Origin of the sequence: Arenibaculum sp. (assembly GCF_035998295.1) — a bacterium.
GTDB lineage: Bacteria > Pseudomonadota > Alphaproteobacteria > Azospirillales > Azospirillaceae > DASYHS01.
In genome coordinates this window covers 1-11,189 of the sequence record NZ_DASYHS010000057.1, presented here as the reverse complement: position 1 = coordinate 11,189, position 11,189 = coordinate 1, and the positions used below count along the sequence as shown (strand labels likewise).

Here is an 11,189-nt window from a genome sequence, read left to right as displayed (position 1 = left end):
AATGGGCCTTCCTGTGCACCGTACACAACCTCCTCAAGCTCGCCGGCGCCCGCGCCTGAACCCCGCCCCATTCTTTCCAGAACCCGCCTGCCAACAGAACCTCAACAAGACGGCCGTTCATTTACTCGGACACACTCCTAGGGGCGGCGCGGCCCCGGCGGCCTCAGGCGGAGGCCGGCAGGAACAGCGGCCGCGCGTCGCGGACCGCGTCGACGATGAACTGGCTGGTGGTGCGGATGCGCGCGAGGTTGCGCTGATCGGCGTGGACGGCCAGCCAGAAGCTGCGCGTCAGCGCCACCTCGCCCGCCAGGACGCGGGCCAGCCCCGGCTCCGGGTCGGCCATGAAGCAGGGCAGGACGCAGATGCCGGCGCCGGCCATCGCCGCGCGCATCTGCGCCACCAGGTTGGCGCTGCGCAGGCGCGGCCGGATCGCCTTGTCGATCTGCGGCACGTAGTCGAGCTGGGGCGTGTAGAGCAGGTCGTCGATGTAGTGGATGAAGCGGTGGACGGGCAGGTCGGCCCGCCCGCGGATCGGCGGCGCGCGGTCCAGGTAGCCGGGTGCCGCGTACAGGCCGAGCTGGTAGTCGGTCAGCTTGCGCACGACCAGGCGGCCCTGCGAGGGCTGGGCGAGGCTGATCGCGATGTCCGCCTCGCGCTTGGACAGGCTGAAGACCCGCGGCATCGCGACGATCTCGACCTCCAGCTCGGGGTGCTGGTCGCACAGCGCGCCGATCGCCGGGGCGAGGAAGAAGCTGCCGAAGCCGTCCGGGGCGCCGATCCGCACCGCGCCCGACAGCGTCGCGGCGGAATCCGCGATCCGGCTGCGCGCCAGGATCGCCGACGCCTCCATCGCCTCCGCCTCCTCCAGGAAGCGCTCGCCCTGCTCGGTCGGGACGTAGCCGCCGACATGGCGGTCGAACAGCTTCGCGTTCAGCGCCGCCTCCAGCGCCGCGATGCGCCGCGCCACGGTCGTGTGATTCGTGCCGAGGCGCCGCGCCGCGAGCGTCAGCGTTCTGGCGCGGACGACCGCGAGGAAGTACCGTACGTCGTTCCAGTCGAAATCCCGCATGACCGGCTGCACCATCTCCGCACAGCGATTTCACGAATTTGCACGTGGATGTGCGCCGATGGCAATGGAACAGTCCGGCACAATGACAATCGGAGGAATGCCGTGGTGACGGAACTCTATCACTTCATCGATGGCCGCCGCGTGGAGGGGACTTCGGGCCGGTTCACCGACATCTACACCCCGATGACGGGGGAGATCGGCGGGCGGGTGCCGCTGGCCGACGTCGGCGAGGTTCGGCGCGCGGTCGAGTCCGCCAAGGCGGCGCAGCCCGGCTGGGCGGCGATGAACCCGCAGAAGCGCGCGCGCGTGCTGATGCGCTTCCTGGAGCTGCTGCATCGCGAGTTCGACGACCTGGCGGCGCTGCTGGCCAAGGAGCACGGCAAGACCATCCCCGACGCGAAGGGCGACATCCAGCGCGGGCTCGAGGTGGTCGAGTTCTCGGTCGGCATCCCGCACCTGCTGAAGGGCGAGTACACCGAGGGGGCCGGGCCCGGCATCGACATCCACTCGATGCGCCAGCCCCTCGGCGTCGTCGCCGGGATCACGCCGTTCAACTTCCCGGCCATGATCCCGATGTGGAAGTTCGCGCCGGCGCTGGCCTGCGGCAACGCCTTCATCCTGAAGCCGTCCGAGCGCGACCCGTCGGTGCCGCTGCGCCTGGCGGAGCTGCTGATGGAGGCCGGGCTGCCGCCGGGCGTCCTCAACGTCGTCAACGGCGACAAGGTCGCGGTCGACGCGATCCTCGACGATCCCGACATCAAGGCGGTCGGCTTCGTCGGCTCGACCCCGATCGCGGAATACGTCTACACCCGGGGCACGGCGGCCGGTAAGCGCGTCCAGGCCTTCGGCGGGGCCAAGAACCACGCCCTGATCATGCCGGACGCCGACCTCGACCAGGCGACCGACGCGCTGATCGGCGCCGGCTACGGCTCGGCCGGCGAGCGCTGCATGGCGATCTCGGTCGTCGTCCCGGTCGGCCGCAAGACCGCCGAGGCGCTGCTCGAGCGGCTGGTGCCGCGGGTCGAGACGCTGAAGATCGGCCCGAGCACCGACCCGACCGCCGACTACGGCCCGCTGGTGACGCGCGAGCACATGAAGCGGGTCGAGGGCTACGTCCAGCTCGGCGTCGAGGAAGGGGCCGACCTGCTGGTCGACGGCCGCGGCTTCAAGCTGCAGGGCTACGAGAACGGCTTCTACATGGGCGGCTGCCTGTTCGACAAGGTCACGCCGGACATGCGGATCTACAAGGAGGAGATCTTCGGCCCCGTGCTCTCGGTCGTGCGCGCCGACAGCTACGAGGACGCGCTGCGCCTGCCGACCGAGCACGAGTTCGGCAACGGCGTCGCGATCTTCACCCGCGACGGCGACGCGGCGCGCGACTTCGCCTCGCGGGTCGAGGTCGGCATGGTCGGCGTCAACGTGCCGATCCCGGTTCCGCTCGCCTACTACACGTTCGGCGGCTGGAAGCGCTCGGGCTTCGGCGACCTGAACCAGCACGGCCCGGACGCGGTCCGCTTCTACACCCGGACCAAGACCATCACCTCGCGCTGGCCGAGCGGCATCAAGACCGGCGCCAGCTTCGTCATCCCGACGATGGACTGAGCGCGCTGGACAGAGCGCATTGGACGCGACCGGCCCGGCCTCCGGGCCGGTCGCAACCAAATAGTTAACGGTGAATTAACAAATAAGTGGATCAAGCACGGTCGACGGAGTAGATTGTCAGGCACATCAACCCACTTTGGAGTGAGCCGTCGATGCAATCGGTCGCCGTCACCCTGGTCGACGCGAACAAGCTGTTTCGCGAAGGGCTGAAGGCCCTGTTCGCGGACCGGGATTTCCAGATCACGCAGGGCGCGTCGAGTCTGGATGAGGCTCTCTCTCTCGTTGCGGGAAAGGACACGCCGCAACTGATCCTCGTCGACCCCGCGGGGTTGGGGGACGTCAGCGAGGTGGTCGGGTCCTTCAAGTCCGCCTGCCCCGAGGCGCGCATCGTGCTGCTGTCGACGCAGCTCGACGCCGGCGTCATGGCCAGGGCGATCCAGGCCGGCGCCGACGGGTTCCTGATCAAGGACATCTCGATCGACGCGCTGGACCAGTCGCTGCGCCTCGTCATGATGGGCGAGAAGGTGTTCCCGACCCATCTGGCGGCACTGCTGATCAGCGGCCGGGCCAACGGCAACGGGGCGCTGGACGCACCGCCGGTCTCGGGCAAGGGGCTGTCGCAGCGCGAGGCGCAGATCGTGCGCTGCCTGCTGAACGGCGACAGCAACAAGATCATCGCCAACCACCTCAACATCACCGAGGCGACGGTCAAGGTCCACCTCAAGAGCCTGCTGCGCAAGATCAACGCCTCGAACCGCACGCAGGCGGCGATCTGGGCGCTCAACAACGGCTTCGGCGAGGATACGGCGGGCGGCAACAACCTGGAAATCGCCTGAGGCGGCCATGGCTGGAGTGAGCGTCATCACGGCGGCGGCGGCGCTGCTGGTCCTGGCCGGCTGCGCCGGCGACCGGTCCGCCGTCCGTGAGGACGTGGCGCTCTGGTGCTACAGCACCCTGGCCGATCCGGAGTGCTACACCGAGCCCGACCCGACGCGACGCACCGGCTTCCTCGGCGCCGTCCCGACGGAGTAGAGTGGCGCCCTAACCGATACACCGCCATCCACTGCCGCCGAGGCCGGCCGTCTTGCAGCCCCATCCCGCACCGCCCGTCTTCGCCGCCGTCGACTGGGGCACCACCAGCTTCCGCCTGCGGCTCGTCGATGCCCGGGGCGAGGTCGTGGGCGAGCGGCGCTCGGAACAGGGCATGCGGGCGCTGGCGCGCGACGGGTATGCCGACGTCCTCGCGGCCCATCTCGCAGCGCTCGGCGCGCCCGCGCTTCCGGTCGCGGTCTGCGGCATGGCCGGCTCGCGCGAGGGCTGGCACGAGGCGCCCTATGTCGACGTGCCCGCGTCCCCGGGCGAGATCCTCGACCATGCGGTCCGCGTCCCGGCGGCCGCGCTCGACGTGCGCATCCTGCCCGGCCTGGCGGTGCGCGATCCCGACCGCCCCGACGTCATGCGCGGCGAGGAGACCAAGCTGCTCGGCTTCCTCGCCGGGGAGGGCGAGGCCGACGGGCTGGTCTGCATGCCGGGCACGCACACCAAATGGGTCCGCTTGGCCGGGGGCCGGGTGGCCGGCTTCGCCACGGTGATGACGGGGGAGCTGTTCGCGCTCCTGTGCGAGCAGTCGATCCTGCGCCATGCGGTGGCGGGGCAGGAGGGGACGGGGCGGCCGGACGCGCCGGACTTCCTGGCCGGGCTCGCCCGCGGGCTCGCCGATCCGGGGGGCGCGGTGGCGGCGCTGTTCGCGCTGCGCGCGCGCGGGCTGCTGCTGGGAGCGGGCGGCGGCGAGACCGCGGACCGGCTGAGCGGGCTGCTGATCGGCGCCGAGGTCGGCGGGCAGCTCGCGGATGGTGCTGCGCGGCGGGTGACGCTGGTCGCCTCCGGCCGGCTCGCAGGGCTCTATGCCCGCGCGATCGAGGCGGCGGGCGCCGAGGTCCGCGCGATCGAGGCCGACCGGGCGGTGCTGGACGGGCTGACGCTGGCCGCGCGCAGGTTCTGGCCCGAGGCTTTCGAAAGGCGGTCCGCATGAACGCATCTTCCGGTCCAGGCGCGGTCCCTTGGCCGCCGCTCGCCCGCGACCTGGTCGCGATCCTGCGCGGCGTGCGCCCGCAGGAGGTGGAGGCGATCGGGATCGCGCTGGCGGAGGCCGGGTTCGGAGCGGTCGAGGTGCCGCTGAACTCGCCCGACCCGCTGACGTCGATCGCGCGCCTGCGGGCGGTGCTGCCGGACCGCGTCCTGGTCGGCGCCGGCACGGTCCTGTCCGCGGCCGAGGTCGATGCGGTGCGCGACGCGGGCGGCGGGCTCGTCGTCAGCCCCAATGTCGACCCGGAGGTCGTCGCCCGCACGGTGGCGAACGGCATGGTGTCGCTGCCGGGCGTCTTCACCCCGACCGAGGCGCTGACGGCGCTGAAAGCCGGGGCCTCGGCGCTCAAGGTGTTTCCGGCCTTCGTGCTCGGCCCGGCCGGCATCGCCGCGATCCGGGCGGTCCTGCCCGCGACGACGGCGATCGCGGCCGTCGGCGGGGTCGGGGAGGGCCAGTTCGCCGCCTATGCGCGCGCCGGCGTGCGGGCCTTCGGCCTCGGCAGCAGCCTCTATCGTCCCGGCGACGGCGCGCAGGCCGTGGCCGCGCGGGCGCGCGCCGCGGTCGCGGCCTTCGACGCGGCCTTCGGGACCTTGCGGGCATGAGTCCCGCCGGTGCCGCGGCCCCCGCCGTCACCGTCTGGTCGGCCGAGCCGCTGACGCTGGGCGAAGGGCCGCTGGCCCATGCCGAGCGCGGCAGCCTGGTGTGGTTCGACATCCTCGGCCGCACGCTGCACGAGAAGCGCTTCGACGGCGGGCCGACCCGGACGCACCGGCTGCCGGTGATGGCGTCGGCGGCGGCGCTGGTGGACGGGCGGCGGGTGCTGCTGGCGACCGAGGTGGATCTGCGCCTGTTCGACCTCGATGACGGCACGTCGGGGGTCGTGGCGGCGCTGGAGGCGGACGACCCCGGCACCCGTTCGAACGACGCCCGCGTGCATCCCTGCGGGGCGTTCTGGATCGGCACCATGGGGCGTGGGGCGGAGCCGGAGCGGGGATCGGTCTGGTGGTTCCTGGGCGGCGAGATGCGGCTGCTGTTCGCGCGGCTCACGATCCCCAACGCGATCTGCTTCGCGCCCGACGGCCGCACGGCCTATTTCGCCGATACCGCCCGGGCGACGATCTGGCGGGTGGAGACCGACCCGGGGACGGGCCTGCCGCTCGGCGATCCCGCGGTGTTCCGGGCGCCCGGTCCCGGCGAGGCGGAGCAGGACGGGATGCCCGACGGGGCGATCGTGGACGGGGACGGCACGCTGTGGAACGCGCGCTGGGGCGGCTGGTCGCTGGACGGCTACGCCCCGGACGGCAGGCGAACCGCGTCGGTGCGCCTGCCGGTCGCGCAGCCGACATGCCCCGCCTTCGCCGGGGCGGCGCTCGACCGGCTGGTGGTGACGACCGCGCGCGGGAACCTTTCCGAGGACGATCTCGCCGGCCAGCCGGCGGCCGGCGCGGTGCTGCACGTCGATCTTCCGGTCCGCGGCCGGGCCGAGCCGCGGGTCCGCCTCGCGTGAGCGGCGACTGGAGCGTGCAACGCCCCGTCCCGATGCGCTATGGTTTCATGACGGTCCCGGTCGGCCGGCGTCACGGCCGCAACGAAGGCTCGCCGCAACGAAGACTAAGGACATCGGCATGACCAGCAGGAAGAGACGGCGCAGTTCGCTGTGGTTCGACAATCCGGAGAATCCCGGGATGACGGCGCTCTACATAGAGCGCTACCTGAACTACGGGCTGACGCGCGAGGAGCTGCAATCCGGCAAGCCGATCATCGGGATCGCGCAGAGCGGATCGGACCTGTCGCCGTGCAACCGCCCGCATATCGAGCTGGCCAAGCGCGTGCGCGACGGCATCCGGGACGCGGGCGGCATCGCGTTCGAGTTCCCGGTCCATCCCATCCAGGAGACGGGGCGCCGCCCCACGGCCGCGCTCGACCGCAACCTCGCCTATCTGGGCCTGGTCGAGATCCTGCACGGCTACCCGCTCGATGGGGTCGTGCTGACGGGCGGCTGCGACAAGACGGCGCCGGCGCAGCTGATGGCGGCGGCGACGGTCGACATGCCGGCGATCCTGCTGTCGGCCGGGCCGATGCTGGACGGCTGGTACGAGGGTAAGCTCGCCGGGTCCGGCACCATCGTGTGGGCGGCCCGGCTGGCCCATGCCGCGGGCAAGATCGACTATGACGAGTTCATGCGCGTGGTCTGCGCCTCGGCGCCGTCGCCGGGCTACTGCAACGTGATGGGCACGGCGAACACGATGAACTCGCTGGCCGAGGCGCTGGGCATGACGCTGCCGGGCAACGCCTCGATCCCGTCGCCCTACCGCGAGCGCGGGCAGATGGCCTACGCGACCGGGATGCGCATCGTCGAGATGGTCGAGGAAGACCTGCGGCCGTCCCGGATCCTGACGCCGGCGGCGTTCCGCAACGCCATCATCGTCAACTCCGCGATCGGCGGCTCGACCAACGCGCCGCCGCACATCGCCGCGATCGCGCGCCACGCCGGGGTCGAGATCGACCCGATGGACTGGCAGCGTCACGGCTACGACGTGCCGCTGCTGGTCGACATGCAGCCGGCCGGCCGCTATCTCAGCGAGGGCTTCTACCGGGCCGGCGGCCTGATGACGGTGATGAAGGAGCTGCTGGCGCACGGGCTGCTCGACGGCTCGGCGCTGACGGCCAGCGGCCGGACGGTGGCCGAGAACGTCGCGGGTGCGCGCGAGCCGGACGGCGAGGTGATCCGGGCCTGGGACCGGCCGCTGAAGGAGCGGGCGGGCTTCATCGTGCTGAAGGGCAACCTGTTCGACAACGCGATCATCAAGACCAGCGTCATCTCCGACGAGTTCCACGAGCGCTACCTGAACCGCCCCGGCCATCCCGGCGTGCTGGAGGGCAGGGCGGTCGTCTTCGAGGGCTCGGAGGACTACCACGCCCGCATCGATGATGCGTCGCTGGGCATCGACGAGGATTCGATCCTGGTGATCCGGAACAGCGGCCCGATCGGCTGGCCGGGTGCGGCGGAGGTGGTCAACATGCAGCCGCCGGCGGCCCTCATCAAGCGGGGGATCATGATGCTGCCCTGCATCGGCGACGGCCGGCAGTCCGGCACCTCGGCCAGCGCGTCGATCCTGAACGCGGCGCCGGAGTCCGCGGTGGGCGGCGGGCTGGCGCTGATCCGCACGGGCGACCGGCTGCGCATCGACCTGCGCGCCGGCACGGCCGACGCCGTGGTCGACCCGCAGGAGTGGGAAGCGCGGCGCGCGGCGTGGCAGGCCGACATCCCGCCGGCCCAGACGCCGTGGCAGGAGATCTACCGCTCGACCGTCGGCCAGCTCGACGGCGGCGGCTGCATCGAGCTGGCGGTCAAGTACCATGGCGTCGTCGACGCGGTGCCGCGCGACAACCATTGAACGGGCATACCCACCCCCTCCCGCGGCGCGGGAGGGGGTGGGCGAAAAGACGCCTTGGCGCCGGGCGCGCAGTGCGATAGGGTGATGCCCATGACGCAGATGGTCCCGCCCATGCTCCGGGAAAGCTCCCGATACTTTGGCCGCTGGTTTTTTCCGGCGGCATAGGATCACGCGTTCGCAGTCGTAGATACCGAAGCCGCCCGGACCCGAGGCGGCTTTCGCGTTTTCCGACGCACAGTTCTTCCCAGAACGTCAGTCTCCCGGTCCGGTCGGCCTCCCAACCCAGGAGGTCTCGAGATGTTCGATTTCGATGTCGTCACCGGCCCGACGCCGCCCCGCGAACCCGCGAACGCGGAGGAGGGGAGCAGGCCGCCGTCCGGCACGCCGCCCATCGGCACGCCGGCCATCGGTATCCCGCCCATCGGCACCCCGGCCATCGGTATCCCGCCGGCCGGCGGGGAAGGTGCGGCGAGGGAAGGGCGGCGGCGGGGCTGGTGAGCAGCCGGCCTGTCCTTCGCCGTTACTGCGGGTGCCAAGGGAAAACGCTTGACCGTCCGTTGGGGAGCGAGCACCTATTGGGCGGCTTCGACGGGCGAGCCCAGAAGGTTCATGGTGAAGGAAGACCTCATCGAGTTCTCCGGCACGGTGATGGAACTGCTGCCGAACGCGATGTTCCGGGTGAAGCTCGACAACGAGCACGAGGTGCTTGCGCACACGTCCGGAAAGATGCGAAAGAACCGCATCCGGGTCCTCGCCGGAGACCGCGTTAACGTCGAGATGACGCCGTACGATCTGACCAGGGGTCGGATCATCTTCCGCTTCAAATAGGTCCCGGGGTCCGCCCCGGGTTCCGGTCCGCCGACATGGTTCCTCCTATGCCCCTCGTCCTCGCCTCGGCGTCGCCCAGGCGCCTCGACCTGCTGCGCCAGATCGGGATCGAACCCGCGGCGGTGCTGCCCGCCGACATCGACGAGGCGCCGCTGAAGGCCGAACTGCCCAGGCAGCACGCCGAGCGCCTGGCGCTCGCCAAGGCGGAGGCGGTCGCGCTGCTGCGCCCGGACGCGCCGGTGCTCGCGGCCGACACCGTCGTCGCGGTCGGGCGGCGCATCCTGCCCAAGACCGAGGCCGAGGGGGAGGCGCGCCGCTGCCTCGACCTGCTGTCGGGCCGGCGCCACCGCGTCCATGGCGGGGTCGCGCTGGCACTGCCGGACGGCCGCCGGCTCGTCCGCGTCGTCGAGACGGTGGTCGCGTTCAAGGTGCTGAGCGACGAGGAGAAGGCCGCCTATCTCGCGTCCGGCGAGTGGCGGGGCAAGGCCGGCGGCTACGCGATCCAGGGCCGCGCCGCGGTGCTGGTGCGCTGGCTCCAGGGGTCCTACAGCAACGTGGTCGGGCTGCCGCTGTTCGAGGTCGCGGGAATGCTGCGCGGCGTCGGGTACCCGGCGTGACGGTCGAGCTGCTGATCGACCGCCGGGGGCCGCTGCTGCGGGCGGCGACGGTGGTCGACGGCGTGCTTACCGACCTGCAGATGGAAAGCGCCGAGCTGCCGAGCCTGCTCGGCGCGGTGTTCCTCGGCCGGGTCGACCGGATCGTGCCGGGGCTGGACGCCGCTTTCGTCGACCTGGGCGGAGAGGGGCGCGCGGGGTTGCTGGCGCTGTCGGACATCCGCGTCCCCGGTGCTGCGACGCGCAAGGACGCGCGGGCCGGCAACAAGCCGATCGGCCGGCTGCTGCGCGGCGGCCAGCCGGTGCTGGTCCAGGTCAAGGCGGAACCGGGCGGGACCAAGGGCCCGACCCTGACGATGGACGTGGCGCTGGCGGGGCGCTTCCTGGTGGCGACGCCGCTGGCGCCGGGGATCACGGTGTCGCGGCGCCTGGGCCGCGCGGAGGAGCGCCAGCGTCTCGTGGCGCTGGTCGAGGGTGTGACGGCCGGAGGCGGCTGGATCGTGCGCGCGGGGGCGGCGGACGCCGACCCGGCCCTGCTGGAGGCCGAGGCGGAGTGGCTGGCCCTGTCCTGGCGCGCGGTCGAGGCGGCGGCGGCAGGTGCGGCGCCGGCGCTGCTGAAGGCGCCGCCGGACGCGGCGCTGCGAGCGGTGGTCGAGCAGGGTGCCCGCGGGCTGGACGCGGTCGTCGTCGAGGACGAGGCGGCCTTCGCCGGGCTGGCGGCCTGGGCGGCCGAGGCGGCGCCCGACCTGGCGGGACGGATCACGCGCCACCGCGGCCCGGCGCCGCTGTTCGAGCGCCACGACCTGGACGGGGCCATCGCGGACCTGGCGGAGCGCGTGGTGCCGCTGCCGGGCGGCGGGTCGATCGTGATCGACCGGACGGAGGCGCTGATCGCGGTCGACGTGAACGGCGGCGAGCGGGGCAACGCGCTGGCGGTGAACCTGGAGGCGGCGCGCGAGATCGCGCGCCAGCTTCGCCTGCGCAATCTCGGCGGCATCGTCGTCGTGGACTTCATCGGCATGCGCGCCGAGCGCGACCGCGAGCGGCTGGTGGCGGAGCTGACGCATGCGGTCGCGGACGACCCGTCGGCGGTCCAGGTCCACGGCCTGACGCGGCTCGGCCTGGTCGAGATGGTGCGTCCGCGCCGCGGCCCGCCGGTTCCCGACCTGCTGCTTGCAGCGGGCCGCCAGCGACCCAACCTTTAGGCCCATGAGCACGACCTCGACCAAGACCGCGCCGGCCTGCCCGATCTGCGGGCACGACGCCGCCGACCCGAAGTACCGGCCGTTCTGCTCGCGCCGGTGTGCCGACGTGGACCTTTCGCGCTGGCTGAACGGCGTCTACCGCGTCTCGGTCGACGACCCCGAGGCCGAGATCGAGACGGAAGCCGGCGACGGCGAAAAATCTTACTGAAATCGGTTCGGACCCGCTGGACAGCCCCGGAAAATCTGGCTATAAGCGGCCTCCCAACCGGGACGCATCGCCCCAGCGGTGCAGCACGCCCGAGATGCCCAGGTAGCTCAGTTGGTAGAGCAGGGGACTGAAAATCCCCGTGTCGGCGGTTCGACTCCGTCCCTGGGCACCATTTTTCC

At 72.0% G+C, this 11,189-nt stretch carries 13 protein-coding genes and 1 tRNA gene; 13 read left to right on the top strand and 1 reads right to left on the bottom strand.

Translation table 11 applies throughout. The annotated features are described in order from the left end of the window. Positions 1–163: 163 nt before the first annotated feature. Positions 164–1,069, bottom strand: coding sequence for a LysR family transcriptional regulator (locus tag VGO20_RS06255; protein WP_327501446.1), 906 nt, complete (start codon positions 1,067–1,069; stop codon positions 164–166). A gap of 102 nt (positions 1,070–1,171) precedes the next feature. Here VGO20_RS06255 and VGO20_RS06250 point away from each other — a divergent pair, with 102 nt between their 5' ends. The 13 genes from VGO20_RS06250 (at position 1,172) to VGO20_RS06190 (ending at position 11,182) form a co-directional block, all read left to right on the top strand. Next, positions 1,172–2,671 carry a CoA-acylating methylmalonate-semialdehyde dehydrogenase gene (locus tag VGO20_RS06250; protein ID WP_327501445.1) on the top strand — a complete coding sequence of 500 codons (1,500 nt, stop codon included), beginning with the start codon at positions 1,172–1,174 and terminating at the stop codon, positions 2,669–2,671. 152 nt (positions 2,672–2,823) lie between these two features. Further along, positions 2,824–3,507 (top strand): response regulator transcription factor, encoded by a 684-nt coding sequence (locus tag VGO20_RS06245; RefSeq protein WP_327501444.1) that lies wholly within the window; start codon positions 2,824–2,826, stop codon positions 3,505–3,507. A 7-nt stretch (positions 3,508–3,514) separates the two neighbouring features. Then, a complete protein-coding gene (locus tag VGO20_RS06240) occupies positions 3,515–3,703 on the top strand; it encodes a hypothetical protein (RefSeq protein WP_327501443.1) in 189 nt (62 codons plus the stop codon). A 52-nt stretch (positions 3,704–3,755) separates the two neighbouring features. Then, on the top strand, positions 3,756–4,703 hold the full coding sequence (locus VGO20_RS06235) for a 2-dehydro-3-deoxygalactonokinase (protein WP_327501442.1): 948 nt from the start codon (positions 3,756–3,758) through the stop codon (positions 4,701–4,703). Continuing rightward, the gene (locus VGO20_RS06230; protein ID WP_327501441.1) at positions 4,700–5,359 is read left to right on the top strand and encodes a 2-dehydro-3-deoxy-6-phosphogalactonate aldolase; all 660 of its coding nucleotides are present in this window, start codon (positions 4,700–4,702) and stop codon (positions 5,357–5,359) included. Before VGO20_RS06235 ends, VGO20_RS06230 begins: the two co-directional genes overlap by 4 nt. After that, complete coding sequence (locus tag VGO20_RS06225; RefSeq protein ID WP_327501440.1) at positions 5,356–6,264, top strand: SMP-30/gluconolactonase/LRE family protein; 909 nt, start codon at positions 5,356–5,358, stop codon at positions 6,262–6,264. The genes VGO20_RS06230 and VGO20_RS06225 overlap by 4 nt, the downstream gene beginning before the upstream one ends. Before the next feature lie 118 nt (positions 6,265–6,382). Then, positions 6,383–8,155, top strand: coding sequence for an IlvD/Edd family dehydratase (locus VGO20_RS06220; protein ID WP_327501439.1), 1,773 nt, complete (start codon positions 6,383–6,385; stop codon positions 8,153–8,155). Positions 8,156–8,452: 297 nt separating this feature from the next. Continuing rightward, entirely contained in the window at positions 8,453–8,653 is a 201-nt protein-coding gene (locus VGO20_RS06215) for a hypothetical protein (RefSeq protein WP_327501438.1), read from the top strand. 111 nt (positions 8,654–8,764) lie between these two features. Then, positions 8,765–8,983 carry a translation initiation factor IF-1 gene (gene infA, locus VGO20_RS06210; protein WP_327501437.1) on the top strand — a complete coding sequence of 73 codons (219 nt, stop codon included), beginning with the start codon at positions 8,765–8,767 and terminating at the stop codon, positions 8,981–8,983. Between the two features lie 47 nt (positions 8,984–9,030). Beyond that, positions 9,031–9,600: a Maf family protein gene (locus VGO20_RS06205; protein ID WP_327501436.1), complete on the top strand. Its 570-nt coding sequence runs from the start codon at positions 9,031–9,033 to the stop codon at positions 9,598–9,600. Continuing rightward, the gene (locus VGO20_RS06200) at positions 9,597–10,802 is read left to right on the top strand and encodes a ribonuclease E/G (protein ID WP_327501435.1); all 1,206 of its coding nucleotides are present in this window, start codon (positions 9,597–9,599) and stop codon (positions 10,800–10,802) included. The genes VGO20_RS06205 and VGO20_RS06200 overlap by 4 nt, the downstream gene beginning before the upstream one ends. A gap of 4 nt (positions 10,803–10,806) precedes the next feature. Continuing rightward, positions 10,807–11,010 (top strand): DNA gyrase inhibitor YacG, encoded by a 204-nt coding sequence (locus VGO20_RS06195; protein ID WP_327501434.1) that lies wholly within the window; start codon positions 10,807–10,809, stop codon positions 11,008–11,010. A gap of 96 nt (positions 11,011–11,106) precedes the next feature. Beyond that, positions 11,107–11,182, top strand: a tRNA-Phe gene (locus tag VGO20_RS06190). The last annotated feature ends 7 nt before the right edge of the window (positions 11,183–11,189 follow it).